The organism is Hymenobacter pini (genome assembly GCF_020421205.1).
Taxonomy (GTDB): domain Bacteria; phylum Bacteroidota; class Bacteroidia; order Cytophagales; family Hymenobacteraceae; genus Hymenobacter; species Hymenobacter pini.
This window is the reverse complement of sequence record NZ_JAIZZH010000001.1, coordinates 591,792-616,677: the sequence shown is the minus strand read 5'-3', so window position 1 is coordinate 616,677 and position 24,886 is coordinate 591,792. Positions and strand designations below refer to the sequence as shown.

Genomic DNA, 24,886 nt, shown 5'->3' with positions numbered 1-24,886 from the left:
CACGCGGAATTCCTCCCATGGTTCGTAATGACGTTCTAGGATTAGTGCGTCGCTACACCGCCGACACCGCTTGCAGGGCGTGCACGTCGGCTTCGGTGAAGGTGGGCGTGGCCCCCTGGTGGGTGGCTACCAGCGCCCCGGTGGCGCAGGCAAAGCGCAGGGCTTCGCCGGGCTCCTGACCGGCCTGCCAGCCTTTGAGCAGCGCCGCCAGAAACGCGTCGCCGCTGCCGATGGTGTCGCGCACCGGCACCGCTACGCCGGGTGCCTGGTACAGCTGGTTGTTGGTCCAGAGCAGGGCCCCATCGGCACCGCAGGTTACGCACACGGCCTGCAGCCCGAACCGCTCGGCCAGCCACCGCATAGCCGTAGGCCGGTCGGTTTCCTCACTGAACCAGGCCATGATTTCGGCCAGCTCATGGTGATTCATCTTCACCAGGTCGGCCTTTTCCAACAGGTACTTCACCACTTCCTTGGTATAGTGCGGGGGGCGCATGTTCACATCGAACACCTTGAAGCGGGCGTGCTCCAGCAGGCGGTACAGGGTTTCGCGGGTGCCGGCCTGCCGGGCAGCCAGGGAGCCAAACACCAGCATATCGGCCTGGGCCACCAGCTCTTCCAGCGCGGGCTCGTACTGGATGTAGTCCCAGGCCACGGGCTGCACAATCTTGTATGTCACCTCGTTGGCGTCGTCCACGTTGGCTTTTACTACGCCGGTAAGGTGGGTTTTGCCCTGTTGTAGGTACGCAGTGGAAAGGCCTTTGCTGGCCACAAAATCGGTGAGCTCCTGGCCCAGCTCGTCGTCGCCGACGCGGCTGATGAGCGCCACGGGCAGGCCCAGCTGGTGTAGGTGCACGGCCACATTGAAGGGCGCACCGCCCGGCTGCTTGCCGGTGGGCAGCACGTCCCAGAGAATTTCGCCGAAGCAGACTATTTGATTAGACATCTTACTTGAAAATTGGGTCTCAAAACGGCTGTCATGCTGAGCTTGTCGAAGCATCTCTACCGCTTAATTAGAGCTGTTCAACAAAGCGGTAGAGATGCTTCGACAAGCTCAGCATGACCGTTATAACAACTAATGCAGCACCAGCGTCTTTTCCATCTGCTCAAGGCTGGTGCCTTTGGTTTCGGGCATAAGGCGCCATACGAACAGCAGTTGGAGCAACATCATGACGCTGAATAGACCGAAGGTTAAGGCTCCACCCATTTTCTCTGAAAGCGGCACAAAGGCAAAGGAAATCAGAGCGGCCATCACCCAATGGGTACTGGAGCCCAACGCCTGTCCTTTAGCGCGAACTGAATTGGGAAATATCTCGGAGATGAAGACCCAAATAACGGCGCCCTGTGAGAAGGCGAAGAAGGCAATGTAAACAAACAGCAGACCTGGGACTAGCATGCCGCCAAACGCTTGAAAGCTATGCGTGGCATACGCCCACGACACCAAAGCCAATGTAACAATCAGGCCTACTGACCCCACAAACATCAACTTACGACGACCAAACTGGTCAATGATCTGGCGAGCCAGCAGGGTAAATATCAGATTTACCAGGCCCAGTCCAGCTGATGATAACAGTGCGGATTCAGCTCCCAGGCCAGTTTCTTTGAAAATGCGCGGGGCGTAATAGATGATGGCATTGATACCCGACACTTGGTTGAACACCGCGAATAGCACCGCCAACAGTACCGGCATGCGGTATTGCGGAGCCAGCAACGAAGCGCCGCCCTGGGTTTGGTCATTCGTATTCGTGGTCAAAATTGTAGTTACCAGTTCATCAGCCGATGCCGGATCAACTTTTTGCAAAACAGCACGACCTTCCTCTACCCGCCCCTGCCCAATAAGCCAGCGCGGGCTTTCGGGCACAAGGAACAACAGTCCAAAGAATGCTGCGGCCGGCACAGCTTGCACCCCTAGCATCCAGCGCCAATCATTCTGCCCGGTGCCGGCCAGCAGGTAGTTTGACAAATAGGCAATCAGAATTCCGAACACGATGTTGAACTGGAACATGGCCACCATCTGCCCGCGCTTAGCCGCCGGGGCTATTTCTGATATGTACAGCGGTGCCGTAACAGATGAGGCTCCTACGCCCAAACCACCCAGAAACCGGAATACCATAAACAGCACCCAGTTGGACGTAACCGCCGCTCCCAGCGCCGACACGAAGTACAGCACGGCAATCCAGATCAGGGTTTGCCGGCGGCCCAGCTTATCCGATGGGATACCGCCAAACATGGCCCCGAATACGGTACCAATAAGGGCCACAGAAATGGTGAAGCCATGCTCTACAGAGTTGAGAGCCCACAGCTTTTGGATGGCTTGCTCAGCCCCGGAAATAACGGCCGTATCGAAGCCGAACAGAAAGCCCCCTAGCGCTACCACCAGGGACCAGAAGAATACGTTGTTGTTTTTCATTGCTAAGCTGTTAGCTAGTAGCTGCTGGCTAGTAGCTTGTGAGGTGAAAAACGAAGCTACTCCTTACTCCATCTTGCCGGAATAGATGCTAACAGCTAACAGCCATCAGCTAACAGCTTCGCCCAGTTACCAGCCCGGGTTCTGTTTATACAGGCCTTTGCTGAAGTTAATCTGATTTAGCGGAATAGGCAGGTACTCGTCGCGGCCGACGGTGAAGCGGGCGGTTTGCAGGTACTGGCGCTTGGTTTTCTCCTTGTCGAAGTAGGTGTTCAGGTACGGCCCAGCAATGCCCCAGCGCACTAAATCAAAGAAGCGGTAGCCCTCCATGGCAAACTCCAGGCGACGCTCGAAGCGCAGGGCCTCGCGGGCATACTGCTGGGTCCATTGCCCACTCTGGTACTGCCCAATTTTGTAGTTGGAGGTGCTGGTGCCGGCCGTGGTCTTGAGGCGGGCGGTGCTGTTGGCGGCCCGCTGCCGAATCTGGTTGATGATGGGTAGGGCTTCCGACTGCCGGCCCAGCTCAATCAGCGCCTCGGCCTTCCACAGCAGCACATCGGCGTAGCGGATGAGGGCCCAGTTCTTGGACGAGCCCATGAAGGGCGGCGTTTTCTGGAAGCTGGGGTCCGAGGGCAGCACCGTTTCCTTCATCGACATGTACACGCCGTAGGTATTCTGGTCGCGCAGCCAGGAGGTTTCAAAGATGAACGGCGGCGAGTATTTGTAGGGGTGCGACGGAATGGCCACCGTGTGGTCGAGGCGCGGGTCCACGGTGTTGGTCTGGAAATCCTGGGGCGTGGTCAAATCAGAGTTGTTGAAGGTGGTGAACAGCGGCAGGCCCTGGGCATCGGTCTTGAAGGAGTTCACCAGGTTCTGGCTGGGCTGGTGGAAGCCGCAGCAGCCGTAGTCGGGGTTCATGGGGTAGGCCAGCTCATTGCCGCGCTGCACCCGCCCCTTGGGCGTGCCGTCGTTGCGCGAAAACTGAATGGCGAATACCGATTCCACCCCATTGTCGCCCACGGTGAGGAAGTTGGTGGCGAAATCCGGGTGCAGGGCGTACTTGCCCGAGCTGATAACGGCATCGGTCAGCGACACCACTTCCTGCAGCTTGGCCGCATCCACGGAGGTTACGGCGTGGGTTTCGTTCTGCACGTAGGCCTGGTACAGCAGCGTTTTGGCCAGGTAGGCCTGCGCCGCCGACTTGGTAGCCCGCCCGATTTCAGGCTGGGTTTCGGGCAGGTTGGCCACGGCAAAGCGGAAGTCGTCGGCAATCTTGCTCCAGAGCTGGTCGTTGGTCAGGTCCACGTTCGATACGTCGCCGTACTTATCGGTGGGCACCGACTGGTCGATGTAGGGCACGCGCTTAAACAGCTCTTTCAGCAGGAAGTAGTAGTGCCCGCGCAGGAAGCGCATTTCGCCCTGGCGCACGGCTTTGTTGGGCATGGCCGAGGCATCCACCACATCCAGCCGGCGCAGCGCATCGTTGCAGCGCGACACCCCGATGTAAATCAGGAACCACAGCTCGTCGGTGTTGCCCACGTCCACGCGGTTAAACGAGAAGGTTTCGTAGAAGTGGAAGGCGTCCACGTCGGCCGTGCCGTTGCCGCCCTTGTAGGCGTCGCCGCCGCGCACGTTGCCGTAGGGCCACATGCTGGTGTAGGGGGCCCGGTACACGTCGTTGCCGAGCTGGGAGTAAGCCGCAATAACCTGTTTTTCGATGTTGGCGGGCGTGTTCAGCTGGTCGTCGCTGAGAGCCCCGATGGGCTCCACGTCCAGAAACTTACTATCGTTACAAGCCGTGGCCGAAGCCAGCAGGCCCAGGGCCAGTATGGTGGGTTTGAGGAATTTCATGGTGGGAGTAGTGAGAATTGAGTAGTGAGTACTGAGTGAATAGCGGCCGGCATGAGGAATAGTGAGTCAGAAACTCACTACTCAATACCAGCTACTCACTACTTAAAAAGTCACGTTCAGGCCAGTGGAGAAAATGCGGGGAACCGGGTACTGGTAGTTGGTTACCTCGGGGTCGGGGCCGGTGAATTCCTTGCTCTTGATGGTGAAGAGGTTCTGACCCTGCACGTACACCCGCACGCCCTGCAGTTTCAGCTTACTGGCAACGCCCTCGGGCAGCGAGTAGCCCACCTGCACGTTGCGCAGCTTCAGGTAAGAGGCATTTTCGATGAAGTAGGTGGAGGCGCGGCCCTCGTTGTTGGTGTTGATGAGCGTGGCGGCCGGAATGGTGGAGCCGGTGTTGGTGGGCGTCCAGGCATCGAGCAGGCGGCGGCCCCAGTTCTCGCCGGTAGCCAACGAGGCGAAGTCGGTGCGGAATTTGGAGTTGTTGAAGGCTTGAATGCCCTGCACGCCCTGGAAGAACACCTGCACATCGAAGGCCTTGAAGTCCGCGCCCAGGTTGAGGCCGTAGTTGAAATCCGGAACACCCTCGGTAATCCAGGTCTGGTCGAAGTTGTCCACCTTGCCGTCGCCGTTCAGGTCTTTGTAACGGATGCGGCCGGGAGCTGCGCCAATTTGCGTGGGGCCTTCGCTTACCTGCTGCGTGTTCTGGTAAATGCCGTCGGCCACGTAGCCGTACACCGCGTTGATGGAGTGACCCAGGCGGGTTACGTCCTGGCCGTTGCCGCCGTAGGCGTTGATTACCTCGGCCGGCAGGTAGGTGAGCCGATTCCGGTAGCTGGCCAGGTTACCCGAAATATTGTAGCTGAGGCCGTTATCGAGCTTGTTCTGGTAGCTGAGCAGGAACTCCCAGCCTTTGTTCTCGATGGAGGCACCGTTCACAAACTGGTCGCCGCCCTCCCCTACCACCGCCAGGTACGGCAGGTTCACCAGAATGTCCTTGCTGTTCTTCACGAAGTAATCCACCGAGCCCGACAGGCGGTTTTCCAGGAAGCCGAAGTCCACGCCCACGTTGGTTTGGGTGGTGGTTTCCCACTTCAGCGCGGGGTTGGCCCGCTGGAAGCGGCGGTAGCCCGAGGGCAGCGCCGTATCGTTGCCGTAGATGTCGTAGGCCGTGCCCCGGTCATACTCAAAGTTGGGGTCAATGGTGCCCAGCAGCGACTGGTACAACCCGCGCGAGGCAAAGTTGGCAATGTCCTGGTTGCCCGTCTGGCCCCAGCCGGCCCGCAGCTTCAAATCCGACAGGAAACCGGCGTTATCCTTCACAAACGTTTCCTCGCTCAGGCGCCAGCCCGCCGATAGCGCCGGGAACACGCCAAACCGGTTATCGGCCCCGAAGCGGGAGGAACCGTCGCGGCGTAGGGTGGCCGAGAGCAGGTACTTATCGGCGAAGCTGTAGTTGAGTTTGCCGAAGTACGAGGCCAGCCGGTAAGCCGTGGCCCCGCCGCCGTTGTCCTTGTTGGCCGCGCCGGCGTCGAGGTAGGCGTAATTGGGGTCTTCGGAGGCAAAGTTGGTGCGCGAGGCGTAGCTGCTCTCGTCGTAGTAGCTGATGCGCTCCGAGCCCACCACCACGCCCAGCTGGTGCTTGCCGGCCAGCAGCACGTCGTAGTTCAGCGTGTTCTGCCACACCCAGTTGCCCCAGAACCGGTTGTTGTCCGTCACGCGGTTGTTCTGCTCCGACAGGAAGCCCGCCTTATAGGTCTTGTAAATCTGCCGGAACTTGTAGAGGCTGTAGTCGATGCCGAAGCTGGTGCGCAGGTGCAGGCCCTTCAGAATCTCGGCGTCGGCGAACAGGTTGCCGAAGGCCCGGCCGGTGTTGGATCGGTTCTGCTTGTTATCGGTGAGCAGGCGCAGGGGGTTGTCCCGGTCGCTCATGCCGGCCACGGGGCCGCCCCAGCCCACGCCATCCACGGTGTGCACCGGCACAATGGAGGGCAGCTGGGTGGTCCGGTCGCGCACCAGGTTCAGGTCGTACTCCGCCCGTTGCGACTTCACAATGGTGAGGTTCTCCCCCACCTTCAGCTTGCCGCCCAGGAAGTTGTAGTCAGAGTTCAGGCGGGCCGTAATCCGGTCGAAGCCGGTGTATTTCAGCGTGCCCGAGTTGTCGTAGTAGTTCAGCGAGAACAGGGCCCCGCCCCGCTCACTGCCGCTGCTCACGTTCAGGTTGTAGCTCTGGATGAGGGCGTTCTGCTGGGTTTCCTTGAACCAGTCGGTATCAGAGGCGCGCATGGTTTTATCGGCGTCGATAAATTCCGGCGTACTCACCCCGTTCAGCACAATGTTGCCGTTGGCGTCGCGCGAGGTCTGGAAGTTGTAGTACGGCAGGCTGGGCACTTTGCCGTCGTTGATGGCCGCCCGGGCGTACACCGTGCCGTAGTCCAGGGTGTTGAGCATCTGCAGGTGCGGGCCCGGCGTCTGCACGCTGAAGAAGGTCGAGAAGTCAACCCGGGTTGCTCCCTTCTTGGCCTTCTTGGTGGTGATGATGATGACCCCGTTGCCGGCCCGTGAGCCGTAGATGCTGGCGGCCGAGGCATCCTTGAGCACCTGAATGCTCTCGATGTCGTTCTGGTTGATCTGGTTGATACCCTCCTTGGTCGGGATGCCGTCGATAACGTACAGCGGGTCGTTGTTGCCCAGCGTACCGAAGCCCCGGATGCGTACGGTGGCGGCGCTGCCCGGGGCCCCGTCGGTGGTGATTTGCACGCCCGGCACGCGACCCTGCAGGTTGCGCGTCACGTCGTTGGAGGCCATGTCCCGGATTTCCTCGGTTTTCACCACGGCCACGGCTCCGGTTAGATCGGCTTTGCGCTGGGTCTGGTAGCCAGTTACCACCACTTCGTCGAGGGCGGCGGCATCGGGGGCCAGCGTAACGCTCAGGGGAGCGCCACTCACCGGCACCTCCTGCGACTTGTACCCCACGAAGGAGAACAGCAGGGTGGTCACGTTGTCGGGCACCGAGAGGGTGAAGTTGCCGTCGGCATCGGTGGAGGTGCCCAGGGCGGTGCCTTTGGCTACCACTGTTACGCCGGGCATACCGGCGCCATTTTCGTCCACCACGCGGCCCGATACTTTCACGTCGGCCAGGCGCGGGGCGCGGACTTCAGCGGGGGCCGCTGTGGCGGGAGTTGCGGCCGCAGCCGCCAGGGCCGAGAGCAGCGTCAGGCCAACTGCCGGGCGCAGCAGGGGGTACTTGTCTTTCATGAAGCGGGAATTGGAAAGTGTGGGATTCTGAAGCCACCGGCCCGCCGTCTGGGGAACTGCGGCCGGGTCAAGCCGAGCTAGATTGCCAGCCGACTTGATGCCCAAATATTCACTCCCTCCTTCCCACCCGCTTCTTCTATTCGCTCAAAGTATTTCGATTTTGATTCACAGTAGAATATTTCAATTAATTACTGACAATCAATTATTTAAACACAATAATATTCACGCCTGTACCAGATTGAGTTTCGATTTTGATACCTAATTTTTAAAAATTGAAGCCCTGATGCGCATCGTGCATAGTAGTGCGGCTCCGCTCCGCGCACGAGCCGCAGGCGAGTTCCCGGAGCGTAAGCACTACACGCCCGTTACTCGCTCCGCTAGTGCGCGAAGCGGAGCTGCGCGCTACTACGCCGTAGTGTGCAGCGCCCGGAACTCGGAGGGCGACACTTGGTAGCGGGCTTTGAAGGACGTGGAGAAGTACGAGGGCGAGGAGAAGCCCAACTGATACGCCACTTCGGCAATGGTCAGCTCGTCGGAGAGCAGCAATTGGCGGGCTTTGGTAAGGCGGATGCCCTGGATGAAATCGGTGACGCCGGTGCCCAGCACAGCCTTCACCTTGCGGTACAGCTGCACCCGCGAAATACCCAGACTGCGGGCTACGTCTTCCACGCTCAGCTCGGAGCGCGAGAGGTTAGCTTCCACAATAGCCGTGAGGTCGGCCAGAAACTTCTGGTCCACGCGCTGCGGGGCCACGGTGGCGGTGCTCACCGACAGCTCCCGGCGGAAATGCTCGCGCTGCTTGTCCCGGTTGCTGAGCAGCGTGCGGATACTTTCCAGCAGAAACGTGGGGTTGAAAGGCTTGGTCAGGTACAAATCGGCGCCGGCCTGCACGCCTTCCACTTGCTGCTCCGACGCGCCCCGGGCCGTGAGTAGCACCACCGGAATGTGCGAGGTGCGCCAGTCGTTTTTCAGCCGGGCTACCACCTCCAGCCCGCTCAGCTCGGGCAGCATCACGTCGCACAGAATCAGGTCGGGGATGCTGTCGGCGGCCAACTCCAGGCCCCGGGCCCCGTCGAAGGCGGTAGTTACCTGGAAGTGGGGCCGCAGCTTCTGCACCAGAAAGGCATTCACCTCGGGGTTATCTTCAATGACGAGCACCAGCGCCTCGCTCCCACTCACCGCCGCCTCTGGCTCGGGGCGGCTGGCCGGGGCCAGTTCTTCCTCCACCGAGAAACCCAAGTTGGCGGGCGCTACCGCCTCCGTTGATTTCAGTTCCTGGGGCAGCTCCAGCGGCAGCGTGACTACAAAGGTGCTACCCCGGCCGGGCTGGCTGCTGAAGCTCAACGTACCCTGGTGCAGCCGGGTGAGGCCCAGCGCCAACGCCAGCCCCATACCGGAGCCCTTGGCCGCCGACTGCTGGCCCTGGTAAAACCACTCGAAAATGTGGGCCCGGTCCTGCTCCGAGATACCCCGGCCGGTGTCCTCCACGCTCACGCGTACGGCGTTTTCGGTAGGTACGCGCTGCAGGCTCACGGTAATCTGCCCGCCCTCGGGCGTGAATTTGAGGGCGTTGCTAAGCAGGTTGAAGAATACCTTGTCGAGCACGTTGGTGTCAAACCACAGCGGCAACGCCGGCTCAGCGGGCAGAAACCGGAGCCGGATGCCTCGTTGCCGGGCCGGGCGCTCAAACACGTCCATGATTTCGCGCACGAAGGCCACCAGGTTGCCCTCGGTGGCGCGCACCGGCATCTTGCCCACGTCAATCTTGCGGAAGTCCATGAGCTGGTTCACCAGCTGTAGCAGGCGCTGGGCGTTGCGGCGCACCAGGCCCAGGTCGTGGCGTTGGGCGGCGGGCAGGTTGGGGCCGCTAGTGAGCATTTCCTCCACCGGACCCAGGATGAGCGTGAGCGGGGTGCGCAGCTCGTGGGAAAAGTTGGTGAAGAAGCGCAGCTTGGCCTCCGTTTCCACCCGGGCCTGCTCGGCAAACTCCTGAATCTGGTTGCGCTGGTCGAGGATTTCGTGGTTTTGAGCCTCAAGGCGCTGCGTGATGCGCCGGTTGGCCCGGAAGGCCCGCCACACCAATACCCCAAGCCCAGCCGCTCCCAGCAACGCCGCCGCCAGCACGTACAGCACCGTTTGCTGGCTGGCATAGGTATCCTGCTGCCGCCGCAACAGCCGCTGCTGGCGCTGAATATCCTGCTGCTGGCTGCTGAGCTTCTCAGTTTGCAGCTTCATCGTCAGCACGTTGGTCGAGTCGATGACCATCGTACTCAGCGGGTTTTCCTTCTCAAAGGGCTGACGCTGCAGGATGCGCATGGCCGTGCGGATGGCCTCTTCCCCACCCGGCGAGTACAGCAGCGTGGAGTTGATAATGCCATCCTGCACCAACTGAATACCGCCGTGTGGGCCTGGCAAACCATCCACGCCCACAATACGCACCTGCGGCTCGCGGCCCAATTGCTTGCACACCTGGTACGCACCCAGGGCCAGCCGGTCGTTGTGGGCAAAAATCAGGTCTACTTCGGGGTGTTGCCGCAGCACGGCGGGCAGACGTGCCAGCACCGAGGGCCGCTCCCAGTTGCTGTTCACCTGGGCTACTAGCTGCAGTTGGGGGTACTCAGTCAGGGCCTGCGCGAAGCCCCGGTGCCGGTCGATGGCGGGGCTGGAACCGGGGGCCCCCAGCACTTCCAGCACCTGCCCGCGCCCGCCCAGCAGGCCGGCGGCGTAGCGGGCGGCCGTCTGGCCCACTTCCAAGTTGTTGCCGCCCACGTAGGCGGTGTAAAGCTTGGAGGTAGTACGCCGGTCCAGAATCACTACCGGAATGCCGCGGTTGTACACCTCCTCCACAATGGGCGTCACGGGCTCGGTTTCGTTGGCCGATACAATCAGCAGGTCGATACCTTCCCGCAGAAACTCCTTGATCTGTTGCTCCTGCAGGGCCGAGCTGTACTTGGCATCCTTCATCCGGAAGCGCACTTCCGGGTAAAAGCTCAGCTCCTTCTGCATGCCCGCCAGCATGGCCTGCCGCCAGGCGTCGCCGTTGGTGCACTGCGAAAACCCGATGGTATACTGGCGCTTGGGGGCCGAGCGGGAGCAGCTCATCAGTACAAGCAGCACTGCGCACAGCCAACCGACAGAGCGTTTCAACCAGAAAGGAAATGGAAAGGGGGGCATTGCCGAAAGATACACAGAACAGTACTTTCGGGTAACATTCTGAAATACCTGACTCAGCCGTTTACATGGACCCCGATGTACAGATCATCCTCTGGTTTATAGCTGGTGCTATGGGCCTGATTTCAGGAAATTCGCTTCGCAACAAATATCAACGGTTACAAAAGAATGGGCTGGAGGCTGACGGCTTAGTAACCCAGGTGATTGATGACACCTGGTTTGCATTTCTGGACGGCAGAGGCCTCTACCAATACTCTATTCGGTTCGTGACAGCAGACAAACGCTGGATAACAAAGAGCTACACTCAGTTAGCATCACAGGAAGACAGCTTGTATAAAGCGGGGGAAACGCTGCGTGTTCTCTACAACCCGGTCAATCCAGAAGAATTTATGATTCACCATGGTAGAGCGAACCTGGCTGCTTATACCATGATGTCATCGGGGACAGGTTGTATTGGTTACTGCTTCTGGCTTATTTTTCAACAGCTATAGCACATCTACTTCATAAGATGCAGACTACCTCTCCACCTGCTTGCATCGACCTACGCACCTTCGACGGCGGCCGCCTCACCATGGTGCTGCTATGTAGCTTTTTGGGGCCGCTGCTGCTCGGCCTGCCCTTCCTGTTCCTGCCCGATTTTCATCTGGCTTATCACACCGGCTTAGTAGCGGTAGGCAGCACTCTGGCTTTACTGGTGCTGGCCGTGGGGCTGGGCGTTTGGTGGAGCATCCGGCGGGTGCGGTTGAGCTTACTGGGTGATGAACTGCGCCTTGACTGGCTTGACCGACGCGGAACTCCCACGCAGACATTCACGGCCGAACGTGCATCCATACGCCACGCAGCAATTGAGCAAGGCGAGAAGCCAGAACAGTATTACCTGAAACTGGAAGTAGCAGAAGCCAAGCCGATTGTCTTGACGCTTGTTTCAACCGCCCGCCACCGCACCGAACCCGAAACCCTGTTACGAAACTGGATGCTTGGTTCATAGTTATCTGACTAGCAGCGCGTTATTAGCCATACAGAGGCGCAGCCGAAGCATCTCGCGTGCTGACGTTGTAAAGCTAATCCAAACATCAGCACGCGAGATGCTTCGGCTGCGCCTCTGCATGACGTTCACTTTTGAAGCAAATCAGCCTATAGCTCTAACAAAACACAAACGCCCGACTACTCAGGTAGCCGGGCGTTTTTTCTAGCTCGTATTGGGCTGTGCGCTATGGCAGGCCTTTACCGCCGGCGGCACCATACACCTGCCCGGTGGCGTAGCTGGCCTGCGGGTCGGCGAGCTGCACGTAGATGGAGGCCAGCTCGACGGGTTGGCCGGGGCGCATCAGGGGCGTGTCGCCGCCGAATTTCACTAGCTTTTCCTGAGTGGCACCGCCGCTTACCTGCAGGGGCGTCCAGATGGGGCCGGGCGCTACGCCGTTCACGCGAATACCTTTCGGAGCCAGCTGCTTGGCCAGGGAGCGGACGTAATTGGTGGTAGCGGCCTTGGTTTGGGCGTAATCGTACAGGTCCTCGGAAGGGTCGGTGGCCTGCTCGGAAGTGGTACCGATGATGGCTGAACCCGGCGGCAGGTGGGGTAATGCGGCCTTAATAATCCAGAACGGCGCGTAGATGTTGGTTTTCATCGTGGCGTCGAAATCCTCAGTGGTCAGGTCGAGGATGGACTTGCGGGTTTGCTGGCGGGCGGCGTTGCTTACCACAATATCCAGTCCGCCCAGCTGCCGCACGGCTTCCGCCACCAGCTTTTTGCAAAAAGCCTCGTCGCGCAGGTCGCCGGGAATTGCCACGCCCTTCTGGCCGGCCGCTTTAATCAGGGCTATTACCTCTTTGGCATCAGCTTCTTCGGCGGGCAGGTAGTTGATGGCTACGTCGGCTCCTTCGCGGGCGTAGGCAATGGCGGCGGCCCTGCCCATGCCGGAGTCGCCGCCGGTAATGAGGGCTTTGCGGCCCTTAAGGCGGCCGGAGCCTTTGTAGCTCTGCTCGCCGTGGTCGGGTTTGGGGTCCATCTGGCCGGCTAGTCCGGGCCAAGGCTGCTGCTGGCTTTTGAACGGCGGCTTGGGGTAGGCGGTGGTTGGGTCTTTGAGGGGCATAACGGGAAAGGATGGTTCGGCCGCATCGGCCGGGAGTATGGGGCTTACAGCGGCCACGGCTAGGCTGGCGCCCAGGCCGTTGATTACCTGGCGGCGGCTGAGTTTATGGTCTTCGTTCATACTTGTGCCAACGCAAGCCGGACTGTTTGGTTAGGTTGAGCTTGCCCGCTGAGGTATGGCCCCTATAAACCGGATGCGTACCTTTGGCCAGCCGTGCTTTCAGCTACCAGCCTGCGCTGCTTTCACCTACCGATTCATGCGCCCCACCTTATGGCTCATTTCCTGCTGATTGACTGCCCCGACGAGCCGGGGCTGGTGTACCGGATTACCGAAATTTTGTACCGACATGGCCTGAACGTGCTGCGCAACGGCGAATTTGTGGAGCGCGACGACCAGCATTTCTTCATGCGCACCGAGTTTGAAGGGGCCTGTGAGCAGGAGGCGCTGTTACGCGACCTGCGGGCGGCACTGCCCGCCGCGGCCCGCGTTCGGCTGCGCGACGACCGGCCCCGCCGCATCGTGGTGCTGGCCACCAAAGAGCATCATTGCCTATCAGAGTTGCTAATCCGCCATTTCTTTGGGCAGCTGCAGGCCGAAATTCTGGCCGTTATCAGCAACCACAACAACCTGCGCGAGCTGACGGAGCGACTGAACGTGCCCTACCACCATATCAGCGCCGAGGGCATTTCGCGGGAGGCCCACGAAGCGGCCGTATTGCAGCAGATTGAGCACTACCAGCCGGAGTTTGTGGTGCTGGCCCGCTACATGCGCATTCTGTCGCCGGAGTTTGTGGCCCATTTCCCCGAGCGGCTCATCAACATTCACCACAGCTTTTTGCCGGCCTTTATTGGGGCCAGCCCGTACGCGCAGGCCTACGCCCGGGGCGTGAAAAGCATCGGAGCCACCGCCCACTTCGTCACCGACCAGCTCGACCAGGGCCCCATCATTGCCCAGAGCGTCATTCCGACGGACCACACCCAGAATGCTCACGACATGGCCCAGGCCGGCCGCGACGTGGAAAAGCTCACCCTGGCCCGGGCCCTCACGCTAGTATTCCGGGAGCAGGTAGCCGTCCACCGCAACAAAACCATCGTGTTCGAGTAGCGGCACAAGGCTGATACTCTTCAAAAGGCTGCCCAGCTTGGTAAAATACCGAGCTGGGCAGCCTTTTTTGCTGCATCCCAGGCACTGCTGGTAGTATCTTTAGGATTCTTTTGACGACTTGCCTTCTATCTGGATGAAACACGTTCTACTTATTACCCTACTGCTGAGCAGCGTCTGCGCGCGGGCTGTGCAGCTTACTTTCCGGGTGGATATGCGCCAGCAGACAGTAGCAGCCGGCGGCGTGCACGTGGCTGGCAATTTCCAGGCGGCGGCCGGCTACGGGGCCGACTGGAACCCGGCCACTACCCTGCTCACCGACCCCGACAACGACCGGGTGTACGAAGCAACGGTGGACGTACCGGCCGGCACTTACCTCTACAAATTTGTGAATGGCAACGGCTGGGGCGGGGCGGAACTGCCGCCCGCCAGCTGCGGGGTGGCCGATGGCAGTGGCAATGTGAACCGGCAGGTGGTAGTGGGCGGTAGTGCCGTGCGCTTGCCGGCGCTGACTTTCGGGGGCTGCAATACGCAGGTACGGTTTGCCGTAAACATGCGTGGCTTAACTGTTTCCAGGGCCGGGGTGCACGTCATCGGCAACTTTCAGCCCCTGGCCGGCTATGGCCTGGAAGGTGATGCCAATGCCCTGCCCCTGACCGACGACAACGGCGACGGTATTTACGAGGTGCAGATTGCCCTACCCGCGCCAACGCGTTTTCAGTACCGCTTCGTGAATGGTAACACGATGAGCGGCGTGGAAACGGTGCCCGCCACCTGCGGTACCGCCGATGCCAACGGTGCGCTAACCCGCGTGTTTGACGCCACGGCCGCTACCAATACTACCCCGGCTGTGTGCTTCGGGACCTGCCAAACCTGCACGCCCTCCCTCACTGACTACACCACCCACTGGTGGAACGACGCGGTGTTTTACGAGGTGTTCGTGCGGAGCTTCTACGACTCTAATGGGGATGGCAAAGGCGACTTTGCGGGCCTGACCCAGAAGCTCGACTACCTTAACGACGGCAACCCCGCTACCACTTCCGACCTGGGCGTTACTGGCATCTGGCTGATGCCCATGATGGAGAGCCCCAGCTACCACGGCTACGATGTGACCAACTACAAGGCTACTGAGCCCGATTACGGCACCATGGCCGAGTTTGAGGCTTTTCTGGCGGCGGCCCACCAGCGCGGTATCAAGGTGATTATCGACTTGGTGCTGAATCATTCCTCCGACCAGCACCCGTGGTTTCAGCAGGCGGCCAGCAGCCCTACCAACGCGTACCGGGACTGGTACCGGTGGTCGAGCAGCGTACCCGGTACCGGGCCGGGTGGCGCTCCGGTGTGGCACCCACGCAACGGCAGCTACTACTACGGGGTGTTCTGGAGCGGTATGCCCGACCTTAACTGGCGGAATCCGCAGCTGAAAGCGGCCATGTGGGATGCCTCCAGGTTCTGGCTGCGCAAGGGGGTGGATGGCTACCGCCTCGATGCAGTAAAATACCTGGTGGAAAACGGCAACACCCTGGAAAATACGCCCGAGACAATGGGTATTCTGGAGGAGTTTCACGACTCAGTGCGGGCCGTAAATCCCAAGGCCTTCACCATTGGTGAAGCCTGGACCAACACGGCGGCCGTGGTGCCCTACGTGCTCAACCAGCGCCTCGATGCCTGCTTTGAATTTGACCAGGCGGCGGCCATCATCAGCAGCCTGAACGCTGGTAACCCCAACGCCCTGCGCACGCAATTAACCGTGGTGGACCGTTCCTACCCGAAGCTGCAGTACGGTACCTTCCTCACCAACCACGACCAGAACCGGGTGCTCGACCAGTTGGGCGGCAACCTGGGCCGCATGAAGCAGGCAGCTGCCCTATACCTGACGCTGCCGGGAGTGCCGTTTCTGTACTACGGTGAGGAAATAGGTATGCAGGGCTCGGGCGTAGATGAAGACAAGCGCAAGCCCATGCAGTGGACGGCCGGAACGCAGGCCGGTTTTACTACCGGCTCGCCCTGGCGGGCTGTTAACAGCAACTACGCGCAGTTTAACGTAGCCACCCAGCAAGCAGACCCAGCCTCTCTGCTCAACCATTACAAGCAGCTCATCCGGCTGCGCAACACCCACGAGCCTCTGCGCAAAGGCTATCTGCTGCCAGTGTCTTCGCCGGCTGCTAGCGTGCTGGGGTACGCCCGGGTGTACCAGCAACAAGCCGTGTTGACGGTAGCCAATATGGGCACTTCGGCCAGTCCGGCGCTTTCCCTGGCCCTTTCTACGCTGCCCGCGGGTGTATACCAGGTTACGGAGCTACTCACGGGGCAGGCAGCTGGCACCGTCACGCTTGATGCACAGGGCGGTTTCAGCAACTGGACCTCGAACTTGGCGGCGCTGGGAACCAACCAAACCTGGCTGCTGCAACTCACGCCCACGCAGATTACGGCTACGGCCGGTGCTAGAAATGGCTTTGCGCCTCAGCTCTACCCTAATCCTGCCACCGGGCAGGTAATGCTAGAAATAGCCTTCCCTACTTCGGCCCAGCTGCAGGTGTACAGCCTGCAGGGCCAACTGCTCCGGACGCTGCCACTAACCGGCCGGCGTACCAGCTTCGACACCAGCACCTGGCCCAATGGCACCTATCTGCTACGCATCCGGTCAGGCGCGGCGGTTTCGGTGCAGCGGCTGGTAGTGGCCCATTAACTCGTGGAAGGTAGTAGAGAAACAAAGGCCTCAGTGTTTGCTGAGGCCTTTTTGCATGCCTGGAATGGCACAAGCTATTTTGTTTCCCTTACCACATTGCCTTTACCGGTCGTGCTGATGTATGGTCTGGTGCCACGCCAAATAACGGTGTTATTGTCGCCGGTTATTTCAATGTCTTTCACGTTATCCAGCTTTACGTCGTTGGAGTTTCCGGTCAGGCTGAACACCTTACTTTCCCCTGCGAAGGTGACGCGGTTACCATCTCCTATCAACTGCACAGTTTGGCTGTGTATCGTGCGCGTCTGTATTAAGTTGTTAGCGTTGATGCTCACCTCGGTTTCATCAGCCGTTCCAGTGCTAGAATCTGTTCCGGCAGCTGCATCCCGTGCTATGTCAGCGGTAGATGAGGTGGATGCGTACCCTTGCTCGCGAGGCGTGAACCTGCCATCAGAGCTGGTCTGTGAGCAAGCACCTAACGCAGCTGCAAGGGCTGCTATTACCAAGCATGTATGTGGTTTGATACGCATATGTGAAGAATAATTGAACGTTCAGGTTTCGTGTGGTAGAATTTACGATTCTAGAGACACGCGTATTATACCTCCCGGCTCAGCAGCTCCAGATGGGCCAGGTGGTGGCGACCGTGCCAACTGTACTGCACCAGGGCCTGGTCGAGGGTGTACGTGGTATCATATAAGGGGTGGTAGAACGTGCGCTGCCACTGCTCGTCGGTGAGGTGCCAAAGCAGCGTAACCCAACGGGAGTGCACGGCCTCCAGCAGTTGCAACGACACGGTTACGGGCACCGCATCATTATCGGGCAGCTGGGCCCAGGCATTCATGTCGAAGGGCCGAATGGTGGGGTTATCCTCGGTGAGGGCGAGGCGGTAGCGCAGATAGAAATTCAGGTGTACATCGGCCAGGTGGTGAATCACCTGCCGGCCCGTCCAGCCACCGGGGCGGTACGAGTTTTCGAGACGTACGCCCCCCGCCTCGCGGGCCGCAGCCGTGAGCTGGGCCGGCAGCGCGCCCAGCTGGTCGAGGTACGTTTTCCGCTCGGCGGATGTGAGGGGTGCGGTGGGCAGCGTAGGCTTACCGATGGGGTATTGCAGATCAATATAAGACGGTTGCATAGGCTGTAAACATACCACCTCCCAAACACATACGTACCCGCCCTACCCCGCCGGCGGCCAGCATACGTCATTTCTCTCGTTCTGGGCATTCACGCAGAGCTTCACCTATCCGCTCAGGGTTGAGTAAACGTGTAGTGCTCGTCAATAGCCCGGTCCATCGATTCCCGGAAAGTGCTCAGCAGCCGATTACGCTCCTGCTCCGGCATGCTCTGCAAGGCCTGCTCAAAGGTCTGCCGGTATACCCGCGCCATAAAGGCAGCCCCGTAAGTTGTAAAGAATCCGTCGTGTACTTTGGCAAATGCCTGTTTTTCGGCGGAAGATATGGAAAGAGATAGGGCCAGCCATTCCTTGGCATTATTAGCCAGGCTTTCTTGTAAGTCTTGGTCCATAGTAGTACCAACTGGGGTGTTTAGTAAATTAACAATTGACTTGACGCTACAGCTTCCGCCGGTAAGGCCGAAACACGTTAGGTGTAACCTGCGGAGCGGCCAGCCCTAGGCCGCCGTGCGCCACAAAAAATGCTTGGATAGCTGCTTCCAGGCCCGGCCGGTCGTGTAAGGCCACCGTGGCGGCCACGTCTTGGGCCGAAAGTGGAGCAGGCAGTTGGCTGAGTCGACAGGCATCAATACCCAGCGGATGCTCGATAAACAAGCAGCTACCATCGTGGGCCAGCGTATCGTGCTGGTAGCGCCAAGACTGAGCAAAGGCCGGGCGCTGGGTTCCGTGGGAGTCATCAATAGTGACAAAGCCCAGGCTTCGTAGGTAGGAATCCGTCATGAGAAGAGAGAAAAAAAGAGATAGGTGTCCATTATGCAGCTCGTACCTCGGCTGGCCAGTTTACTTGCCGCAACAACACCCGCAACTCCACCTCCGAAGATACTCGCCCCTGAAAACAATAGAGTAACTGTCCATGCACAGCCTCCAGTAGCGTTAGCTCTCCATCCGGGTAGAGTACCATCGTTTCCTGCCCGCACTCACTGGGACGGCTGTAGCGAGTTTGCCCCGCTGGCGAGGCAAACTGCGTGAAGCCAAATGCCTGCAAGAGTACCGCAGTTGGCTGGTAGAAGGAATCCATGGAGGTAACCCGTAAATGGGACGCCAAGCCGGTAGGCGGGGCGATAAGAAGCCGGCTGAACGCCGTGGCAGCGACCGAACTCGGCCGCAGAAAAGCAGCAACCAGCCAATACCACCCAAAATGTCGGGGCTGGTTCTGAAAGGTACACAAATTCTGCCCGGCATCAGGCAGAGACAGATTTGGGACAGGTTAGAAATAGGAGGCCACTGCCACGTTGCTGAACGATGGCGAAGCAGAGCGACCAACAACACACAGCGGGTTGATGCTCCGCTTCCACTTTGCAACGGCCGCGCCTCAACACCGTAGCTACTCACCCTGGGCTTGCATAAACCGCTTCAGGAATGGGGCGGTTTTGCTGTTTTTGGCGGCGGCTACTGTGGCGGGCGGGCCCTGGGCTACTACGTGGCCACCTTCGTCGCCGGCGCCGGGTCCCATATCAAGTACCCAGTCGGAGGCAGCTACCACGCGCATATCGTGTTCTACTACCACCACGGTGTTACCTGCGTCGGCGAGGCGCTGCAACTGCACTAACAAGCGCTCCACGTCGGCGGGGTGCAGGCCGGTGGTGGGCTCGTCGAGCACGTAGAGAGAGTTGCCACGGCCGGTGCGCTGCAACTCGGTGGCCAGCTTGATGCGCTGCGCCTCGCCCCCGCTCAACTCGGTGGCCGGCTGGCCGAGGCGCAGGTAGCCCAGACCCACTTCGCGCAGCACCGTAAGGGCCCGGTGCACAGCGGCATCCTCCCGGAAAAACTCCCAGGCCGCGTCCACTGTCAGGTTCAGCACCTCGGCAATGTTCTTGTCCTGATACTGGATTTCGAGGGTTTTGGCATTATAGCGGGCCCCGTGGCACACCGGGCAGGGCGAATACACGGAGGGCAGAAACAGTAGCTCCACCATCACAAACCCCTCGCCCTGGCAGTTCTCGCAGCGGCCCTTGGCCACGTTGAAGCTGAAGCGGCCGGCATCGTAGCGGCGCTTGCGGGCCTCGGGGGTGGCGGCAAATAGCTTGCGCACGTGGTCAAACAGGCCGGTATAAGTGGCCATGTTGGAGCGCGGGGTGCGGCCGATGGCTTTCTGGTCCACGCGCACCATGCGTTTGATGGTTTCGAGCCCGGCAACAATACGGCCGCCGGTTTCGGGGGCGGCAGCTTGTTCCAACGGGTCGGTTTCGGTTTCTTCTTCCGCTTCCACCACTTGGCCTAACTGCTCGGCTACCAACTCTACTAGCACCTGGCTGATGAGGCTAGATTTGCCCGAGCCCGACACGCCCGTAACGGTGGTAAACACGCCTAGCGGCAGCTGCACCGCCAGGTTCTGCAGGTTGTTGCGTCGCACGCCTTCCAGCTGCAGCCAGCCCAGCGGCTCACGCACGGTGCGGGCCGCGGCAGTGCGGGCGGTTGGGTACAGAAACCGGCGGGTGTGGGAAGGCTCCACGCCAATTAACCCTTCGGGTGGGCCGCTGTACAAAATTTGCCCCCCTTGCTCCCCGGCAGCCGGGCCTACGTCCACCAGCCAATCGGCCTGCCGCACCACATCCAGGTTATGCTCCACCACGAACAGTGAATTACCGGCCTGGCGCAGACTAGCCAGCGCTTTCAGCAGGGACTGAGTATCGGAAGGGTGCAGACCGGCCGAGGGCTCATCGAGCACATACACTACCCCGAATAGGTTGGAATACAGCTGCGTGGCCAGCCGCAGCCGCTGCAGCTCCCCCGGCGACAACGTGGGCGTGCTGCGCTCCAATGACAAATACCCTAGCCCCAAGTCGAGCAGTACCATAAGGCGGGCGCACAAATCCTGGGTGATGCGGCGGGCTACCTCGGCCTGCTCGGGGTGGTCCTGGTCGTGGGCCTGGGGCTTGGCCTTGCCCTCGGCGAAGGGCCGGATGAGGGCTTCTACCCGCTTGAGCGGCAGGGCCGAAAAATCGGCAATGTCCAGCCCGGCAAACGTGACGCTCAATGACTCCCGGCGCAGACGTTTGCCGTGGCAGGTGGGGCACTCGGTGCTGAGCATGTATTGCAGGGCCCGTTTCTTCATGAGCGGGCTCTGGGTGGTGGCGAAAGTGTGCAGCACGTGCCGCCGGACGCTGGTGAAAGTGCCCATGTAGTTGGGCGGCTCCTTGCGCTTGAGGGCCCGCTGGGTTTCCTCGGGCGAGTAGCCGGGGTACACCGGCACCACAGGCTGCTCCTCCGTGAACAGAATCCAGTCGCGCTGCTTTTGGGGTAGGTCCTGCCACGGAATGTCCACGTTGTAGCCCAGAGTTACCAGAATGTCGCGCTGGTTTTGGCCTCCCCAGGCCTGGGGCCAGGCAGCAATGGCCCGCTCCCGGATGGTAAGCGTAGGGTCGGGCACCATACTCTGCTCGGTTACCTCGTAGATGCGCCCCAGCCCGTGGCAGGTGGGGCAGGCACCTTCGGGCGTGTTGGCCGAAAAAGCTTCGGCGTAGATGATGCCCTGGCCCGCCGGGTAGTCGCCGGCCCGGGAGTAGAGCATGCGCACCAGGTTTGACAGCGTGGTAACCGAGCCCACCGAGGAGCGCGTGGTAGGCGTGCCCCGCTGCTGCTGCAGGGCCACGGTCGGCGGCAGTCCCTCAATGGCCTGCACCTGCGGCACTGACATCTGGTGAAACAGCCGCCGCGCATACGGCGACACCGATTCCAGGTAGCGGCGCTGGGCCTCGGCGTAGAGGGTGCCAAACGCCAGGCTGCTCTTGCCCGAACCCGACACGCCGGTAAACACCACCAGCGCATCACGCGGAATATCCACATCCACGTTTTTGAGGTTGTGCTCCCGCGCCCCGCGCACCCGCACGAAGCCGTTCTGGTTGGTAGTCGATGGAGAGAAATCAGGCATGGCCGCAGAGTTGGGTGGCGGCTTAGTATACGGCTATGGAATAGAAGCATCTACCCAGCCTTGCCTTATGATTACGTGCACTGATGATGGATTAAACCACCGTATTCCAATAAGCTACTACTAGTAAGACCGTTGCATAGAAAAACACCGCTTCATACATTGGCCTCTCAAGAAAATTTTACCTATTGTTCACTCTTATATACTTCGTATGCGTCTCGTCTTACTCTCTCTATCGACCCTACTCTTAGCCGCTGGCTGTCAGGAGGACGCGCAGCCGGCCCAACAGCTCCAACAGACTCGCTGGATGCTGAGCCAAGTGGAGGATTTTCCTATCAACCTTTCCAGCTACACCGACTCCTACCGCACCTATGTGCAGTTCAGCCCCGACAATACTACCACAGGTCTGTCGCCCTGCAATTCTTTCAGCGGCACCTATTCACTACATACCTCAAACGGTAAGCTGGCTATTAGTCAGCAAACAGCCACTCAGACCAGTTGCGCTGTTCAAGCCCTGGAAAACCGGTATTTGAACGCCTTACCCCGCACAGTACGCTATGAGTTAGTTGGGAAAGAGCTACGGCTGTACGAAGACGGGCTTGCCAAGCCTCATCTGATTTTCACAGCCGCCCAATAATCAATAACCGGACGCAGCACACTGCCGATAGAGCTATGAAAATTGTAGTTCTATCGGCAGTGCTGTGTCTAGCTTTATTACACCGCCTCCACCAACCCACCAACTGCCACGGCCCGCGGCTGACGCTGCATGAGCAGCACATAGAGCCCGCCCGAAAGGAAGAAGCCCACAAACCAAGCGTAGCTGTACAACCCCGCCAGCCAGGGCCACACCGCGCCGGTGGGCACGGCGCCCACCGCCTGCAGGAATCCAGGCAGATTGGGTAATACCCCGATAACCAGCGCCAGCACGGCCCGGTAGTTCACGCCGTTCTGGTAGCCGTAGCGGCCCTCGTAGCGGTAGAGGTCGGGCACATCAAGCTGCTGATGGCGCAGCAGGTAGTAGTCGGCTATCATTATGCCGCCGATGGGGCCGAGCAGCGCCGAGTAGCCCACCAGCCAGGTAAAGATGTAGCCTGAAGGGTCGGCAATGAGTTTCCAGGGGAAGATGAGCAGGCCGATGACGCCGGTGATGTAGCCCCCGGTTTTGAAGGTAATCTTCTGCGGATTGAGGTTGGCGAAGTCGTTGGCGGGACTCACGATGTTGGCGGCAATGTTGGTAGCCAGCGTGCTCAGGGCCACGGCCAGCATGGCCACGCTCACCAGCACCCGGCTCTCAAACTTGCCGGCCAGCACCACCGGGTCCCAGATGGTTTGCCCGTAAATCACCAGCGTGGCCGACGTAACCACCACGCCCACAAACGAGAACAGCGTCATGGACGACGGCAAAGCCAGCGCCTGGCCCAGTACCTGGGCCCGCTGGCTCACGGCGTAGCGCGTAAAATCCGGGATATTGAGGGAAAGCGTGGCCCAAAAGCCCACCATACCAGTGAGGGCTGGAAAGAAGTACGCCCAGAACTCCGAGGACGACGCAAACTTGGCCGGCTGGCTCAGAATCGGGCCCAGGCCGTGGCCCGCCGCAATGGCCCACCACAGCAGCGCCACTGCCGCCACCGGCAGGAAAAACGCCTTGAATACCAGCAGCTTCTTGATGCTCTCCACGCCCAAATACACCACGGCCATATTCATCAGCCAAAACAGCACAAACACCACCGCCGGCCCAGTAGCTAGGCCCCAGCTGGCCGGAAACACCGGCGGCAGTTGCCCCAGCGCAGGTACCCACAGCACCGCCATCTGATACAAGGCATAGCCCCCAATCCACGTCTGAATACCAAACCAGCCGCAGGCTATAATAGCCCGCAGCAAAGCCGGCACGTTGGCCCCGCGCACCCCAAACGAAGCCCGCGCAAACACCGGAAACGGAATACCATACTTGGCCCCCGCGTGGCCGTTGAGCAGCATGGGCACCAGCACCACTGTGTTGCCCAGAAAGATGGTAAATAGCGCCTGCCACCAGTTCATTCCGCCCCCAATGAGCGAGCTGGCCAGCATGTACGTGGGAATGCACAGGCTCATGCTAATCCAGAGGGCCGCGTAGTTGGCCGTGGTCCAGCGGCGGGCCGCGGGGGGCACGGGGGCCAAGTCTTCACTAATCAGGCCGGCGCTGGCAGGCGCATCGGGGAAGGCAGCGGTAGTGGTTAGGTCCATTGCAGAGAGCAAGTAGGTTCTCTCCTAAAGAAAGCAGATTGCGCAAGCATTTCACAATCAGGCGTCAGCCGCCTGCACTAGGCTCACTGAATTGATGCAGTACCGCAGCCCGGCCGGAGCCGGGCCATCAGAAAATACGTGGCCCAGGTGGCCACCACACACGTTGCACACGGCCTCGATGCGGTGCATGTGGTAACTATCGTCGAAGTGGTAGCGGATAGCGCCGCGGGTAGCGGGCTGGGTGAAGCTGGGCCAGCCGGATATGGCGTGGTACTTGGTGGCCGAATCGAATAACACGGTGCCGCAGCCAGCGCAGTGGTAGCGGCCAGGCTCGTAGCTGCGGCAGTAGGCATTGCGGTAGGGTGGCTCGGTACCTTTTTCGCGCAGTACCACAAACCGCTCAGCTGGCAGTAGCTGCCGCCACTGCTGCTCACTATATTCCACCCGGTGTGGCGGCTCGGGGTTGCCGTAACGGGCGTAGGTCAGAATATCAATCCAGCGAAGCATGGGCGTGCGTACATGTTGCGTTTTTTAGCCTATATTCCCGTACTACCGCCGTTCAGGTTTCTCTGACTGGCTTACCTGCGCCCCAGCATATGGAGCAACTCTACGACACGCCTGCCCTGTCCATCTCCTTTGACGCCGACAACCACTGGCTCTACGTAGAATGGAAGGGCGTCCATGATGCCCAATCGGCCCGCGCGGGGGGCGAGTTGGTGCTGGAGTTTCTGCTGCAACATCCCTGCCGCAAAATGCTCAACGACAACAGCCAGGTTACCAGCGACTGGGAGCAAGGGGCCCGTTGGGTGGGCAGCGAATATTACCACCAGCTGGCCCGGCAAGGCATTCGGCACGTGGCCTGGGTGTACCCGCCGTACTGGCCTGCCCGCAAATCCATGGAAACGGCCATGCGGTTTGTCACCACCCCCACCGTCCTGCTCTTCGACGACGTAGCCGCCGCCTATGCCTGGCTGCTGCGGCAAGCTTGACTTTTTAGTTTCTGGTTGCTAGCTGCTGGTTTCTAGTTTGAACGACAACTAGC

General features: G+C 60.1%; 19 protein-coding genes. 6 read left to right on the top strand and 13 right to left on the bottom strand.

The features are described from left to right. Window positions 1–52 precede the first annotated feature (52 nt). The 5 genes from LF252_RS02750 to LF252_RS02730 form a co-directional block, all read right to left on the bottom strand. Window positions 53–943 (bottom strand): carbohydrate kinase family protein, encoded by an 891-nt coding sequence (locus tag LF252_RS02750; RefSeq protein ID WP_226267179.1) that lies wholly within the window; start codon window positions 941–943, stop codon window positions 53–55. A gap of 129 nt (window positions 944–1,072) precedes the next feature. Then, window positions 1,073–2,407, bottom strand: coding sequence for a sugar porter family MFS transporter (locus LF252_RS02745; RefSeq protein ID WP_226267177.1), 1,335 nt, complete (start codon window positions 2,405–2,407; stop codon window positions 1,073–1,075). Between the two features lie 126 nt (window positions 2,408–2,533). Then, the gene (locus LF252_RS02740) at window positions 2,534–4,255 is read right to left on the bottom strand and encodes a RagB/SusD family nutrient uptake outer membrane protein (RefSeq protein WP_226267175.1); all 1,722 of its coding nucleotides are present in this window, start codon (window positions 4,253–4,255) and stop codon (window positions 2,534–2,536) included. Window positions 4,256–4,357: 102 nt separating this feature from the next. Beyond that, window positions 4,358–7,513, bottom strand: a complete 3,156-nt coding sequence (locus tag LF252_RS02735) for a SusC/RagA family TonB-linked outer membrane protein (protein WP_226267173.1) — start codon at window positions 7,511–7,513, stop codon at window positions 4,358–4,360. A gap of 405 nt (window positions 7,514–7,918) precedes the next feature. After that, window positions 7,919–10,615 (bottom strand): substrate-binding domain-containing protein, encoded by a 2,697-nt coding sequence (locus LF252_RS02730; protein WP_226267171.1) that lies wholly within the window; start codon window positions 10,613–10,615, stop codon window positions 7,919–7,921. Between the two features lie 137 nt (window positions 10,616–10,752). On the opposite strand from LF252_RS02730, the gene LF252_RS02725 reads away from it, so the two are divergent. Both LF252_RS02725 and LF252_RS02720 read left to right on the top strand, forming a co-directional pair. Beyond that, window positions 10,753–11,175, top strand: coding sequence for a DUF3592 domain-containing protein (locus LF252_RS02725; RefSeq protein ID WP_226267169.1), 423 nt, complete (start codon window positions 10,753–10,755; stop codon window positions 11,173–11,175). Between the two features lie 17 nt (window positions 11,176–11,192). Further along, window positions 11,193–11,672: a hypothetical protein gene (locus tag LF252_RS02720; RefSeq protein ID WP_226267167.1), complete on the top strand. Its 480-nt coding sequence runs from the start codon at window positions 11,193–11,195 to the stop codon at window positions 11,670–11,672. A gap of 223 nt (window positions 11,673–11,895) precedes the next feature. Here the strand turns inward: LF252_RS02720 and LF252_RS02715 are convergent, their stop codons facing one another. Further along, window positions 11,896–12,897, bottom strand: coding sequence for an SDR family oxidoreductase (locus LF252_RS02715; RefSeq protein WP_317197833.1), 1,002 nt, complete (start codon window positions 12,895–12,897; stop codon window positions 11,896–11,898). A 150-nt stretch (window positions 12,898–13,047) separates the two neighbouring features. Here LF252_RS02715 and purU point away from each other — a divergent pair, with 150 nt between their 5' ends. Further along, window positions 13,048–13,881, top strand: coding sequence for a formyltetrahydrofolate deformylase (gene purU, locus LF252_RS02710; RefSeq protein ID WP_226267165.1), 834 nt, complete (start codon window positions 13,048–13,050; stop codon window positions 13,879–13,881). A gap of 133 nt (window positions 13,882–14,014) precedes the next feature. Then, window positions 14,015–16,567: an alpha-amylase family glycosyl hydrolase gene (locus tag LF252_RS02705; protein WP_226267164.1), complete on the top strand. Its 2,553-nt coding sequence runs from the start codon at window positions 14,015–14,017 to the stop codon at window positions 16,565–16,567. Between the two features lie 74 nt (window positions 16,568–16,641). On the opposite strand, the gene LF252_RS02700 is transcribed toward LF252_RS02705, so the two are convergent. The 5 genes from LF252_RS02700 to uvrA all read right to left on the bottom strand — a co-directional run bounded on the left by LF252_RS02700 (window position 16,642) and on the right by uvrA (window position 21,624). Then, a complete protein-coding gene (locus tag LF252_RS02700) occupies window positions 16,642–17,094 on the bottom strand; it encodes a DUF3060 domain-containing protein (RefSeq protein ID WP_226267162.1) in 453 nt (150 codons plus the stop codon). Between the two features lie 65 nt (window positions 17,095–17,159). Next, window positions 17,160–17,696 (bottom strand): YfiT family bacillithiol transferase, encoded by a 537-nt coding sequence (locus LF252_RS02695; protein ID WP_226267160.1) that lies wholly within the window; start codon window positions 17,694–17,696, stop codon window positions 17,160–17,162. A 113-nt stretch (window positions 17,697–17,809) separates the two neighbouring features. Beyond that, window positions 17,810–18,085, bottom strand: coding sequence for a hypothetical protein (locus tag LF252_RS02690; protein WP_226267158.1), 276 nt, complete (start codon window positions 18,083–18,085; stop codon window positions 17,810–17,812). A gap of 46 nt (window positions 18,086–18,131) precedes the next feature. Then, window positions 18,132–18,473, bottom strand: a complete 342-nt coding sequence (locus tag LF252_RS02685) for a hypothetical protein (protein ID WP_226267156.1) — start codon at window positions 18,471–18,473, stop codon at window positions 18,132–18,134. Between the two features lie 604 nt (window positions 18,474–19,077). Continuing rightward, window positions 19,078–21,624: an excinuclease ABC subunit UvrA gene (uvrA, locus tag LF252_RS02680; protein WP_226267154.1), complete on the bottom strand. Its 2,547-nt coding sequence runs from the start codon at window positions 21,622–21,624 to the stop codon at window positions 19,078–19,080. Between the two features lie 208 nt (window positions 21,625–21,832). On the opposite strand from uvrA, the gene LF252_RS02675 reads away from it, so the two are divergent. Continuing rightward, complete coding sequence (locus tag LF252_RS02675; protein WP_226267152.1) at window positions 21,833–22,258, top strand: META domain-containing protein; 426 nt, start codon at window positions 21,833–21,835, stop codon at window positions 22,256–22,258. A 77-nt stretch (window positions 22,259–22,335) separates the two neighbouring features. On the opposite strand, the gene LF252_RS02670 is transcribed toward LF252_RS02675, so the two are convergent. Both LF252_RS02670 and msrB read right to left on the bottom strand, forming a co-directional pair. Next, window positions 22,336–23,844 carry an NCS1 family nucleobase:cation symporter-1 gene (locus LF252_RS02670; RefSeq protein ID WP_226267150.1) on the bottom strand — a complete coding sequence of 503 codons (1,509 nt, stop codon included), beginning with the start codon at window positions 23,842–23,844 and terminating at the stop codon, window positions 22,336–22,338. A 57-nt stretch (window positions 23,845–23,901) separates the two neighbouring features. Continuing rightward, on the bottom strand, window positions 23,902–24,351 hold the full coding sequence (gene msrB / locus LF252_RS02665; protein WP_226267141.1) for a peptide-methionine (R)-S-oxide reductase MsrB: 450 nt from the start codon (window positions 24,349–24,351) through the stop codon (window positions 23,902–23,904). Between the two features lie 89 nt (window positions 24,352–24,440). Here msrB and LF252_RS02660 point away from each other — a divergent pair, with 89 nt between their 5' ends. Beyond that, on the top strand, window positions 24,441–24,833 hold the full coding sequence (locus LF252_RS02660; RefSeq protein ID WP_226267139.1) for a SpoIIAA family protein: 393 nt from the start codon (window positions 24,441–24,443) through the stop codon (window positions 24,831–24,833). The last annotated feature ends 53 nt before the right edge of the window (window positions 24,834–24,886 follow it).

Excerpts from the sequence above, each read along its gene's own strand:
- LF252_RS02750 (WP_226267179.1), bottom strand. The coding sequence starts at position 943 with ATGTCTAATCAAATAGTCTGCTTCGGCGAAATTCTCTGGGACGTGCTG.
- LF252_RS02745 (WP_226267177.1), bottom strand. The coding sequence starts at position 2,407 with ATGAAAAACAACAACGTATTCTTCTGGTCCCTGGTGGTAGCGCTAGGG.
- LF252_RS02740 (WP_226267175.1), bottom strand. The coding sequence starts at position 4,255 with ATGAAATTCCTCAAACCCACCATACTGGCCCTGGGCCTGCTGGCTTCG.
- LF252_RS02735 (WP_226267173.1), bottom strand. The coding sequence starts at position 7,513 with ATGAAAGACAAGTACCCCCTGCTGCGCCCGGCAGTTGGCCTGACGCTG.
- LF252_RS02730 (WP_226267171.1), bottom strand. The coding sequence starts at position 10,615 with ATGAGCTGCTCCCGCTCGGCCCCCAAGCGCCAGTATACCATCGGGTTT.
- LF252_RS02725 (WP_226267169.1), top strand. The coding sequence starts at position 10,753 with ATGGACCCCGATGTACAGATCATCCTCTGGTTTATAGCTGGTGCTATG.
- LF252_RS02720 (WP_226267167.1), top strand. The coding sequence starts at position 11,193 with ATGCAGACTACCTCTCCACCTGCTTGCATCGACCTACGCACCTTCGAC.
- LF252_RS02715 (WP_317197833.1), bottom strand. The coding sequence starts at position 12,897 with ATGAACGAAGACCATAAACTCAGCCGCCGCCAGGTAATCAACGGCCTG.
- purU (WP_226267165.1), top strand. The coding sequence starts at position 13,048 with ATGGCTCATTTCCTGCTGATTGACTGCCCCGACGAGCCGGGGCTGGTG.
- LF252_RS02705 (WP_226267164.1), top strand. The coding sequence starts at position 14,015 with ATGAAACACGTTCTACTTATTACCCTACTGCTGAGCAGCGTCTGCGCG.
- LF252_RS02700 (WP_226267162.1), bottom strand. The coding sequence starts at position 17,094 with ATGCGTATCAAACCACATACATGCTTGGTAATAGCAGCCCTTGCAGCT.
- LF252_RS02695 (WP_226267160.1), bottom strand. The coding sequence starts at position 17,696 with ATGCAACCGTCTTATATTGATCTGCAATACCCCATCGGTAAGCCTACG.
- LF252_RS02690 (WP_226267158.1), bottom strand. The coding sequence starts at position 18,085 with ATGGACCAAGACTTACAAGAAAGCCTGGCTAATAATGCCAAGGAATGG.
- LF252_RS02685 (WP_226267156.1), bottom strand. The coding sequence starts at position 18,473 with ATGACGGATTCCTACCTACGAAGCCTGGGCTTTGTCACTATTGATGAC.
- uvrA (WP_226267154.1), bottom strand. The coding sequence starts at position 21,624 with ATGCCTGATTTCTCTCCATCGACTACCAACCAGAACGGCTTCGTGCGG.
- LF252_RS02675 (WP_226267152.1), top strand. The coding sequence starts at position 21,833 with ATGCGTCTCGTCTTACTCTCTCTATCGACCCTACTCTTAGCCGCTGGC.
- LF252_RS02670 (WP_226267150.1), bottom strand. The coding sequence starts at position 23,844 with ATGGACCTAACCACTACCGCTGCCTTCCCCGATGCGCCTGCCAGCGCC.
- msrB (WP_226267141.1), bottom strand. The coding sequence starts at position 24,351 with ATGCTTCGCTGGATTGATATTCTGACCTACGCCCGTTACGGCAACCCC.
- LF252_RS02660 (WP_226267139.1), top strand. The coding sequence starts at position 24,441 with ATGGAGCAACTCTACGACACGCCTGCCCTGTCCATCTCCTTTGACGCC.